Raw genomic sequence first — 253 nt, 5'->3', positions numbered from 1 at the left:
CAAGACTTCAAACTGTTTTAATGCTTTTAATTATTGTTGCTTCCCTTTTTCGAGTTGATCTACATTAAGATAAAAGCCTGCCAATGTATTATTGATTCTCGCTTTTTGCTTAGCCGTACCAACCACATTATAGATTTCAGCAGCCTCCAATAAGTGCTTTTGAGATTCTACATTATTACCAAGATACATGCTAATTGTTCCTATAAAATGTGAGCTTATTGCAATATCTAAAGAATCTTTATTTCGTTTTGAA

The 253-nt window shown here is 32.0% G+C and carries 1 protein-coding gene; it reads right to left on the bottom strand.

Annotated features, from left to right (window positions below; translation table 11 throughout):
- Positions 1-30: 30 nt before the first annotated feature.
- A partial coding sequence (locus ACRHNM_RS17455) for a hypothetical protein (protein WP_431137917.1) occupies positions 31-253 on the bottom strand: 223 nt, incomplete at its 5' end.

Source organism: Psychroserpens mesophilus (assembly GCF_050617655.1).
GTDB classification, from domain to species: Bacteria; Bacteroidota; Bacteroidia; order Flavobacteriales; family Flavobacteriaceae; genus Psychroserpens; species Psychroserpens mesophilus_A.
The sequence above is the reverse complement of the archived record's forward strand: the minus strand, read 5'-3'. Positions and strand labels throughout refer to the sequence as shown.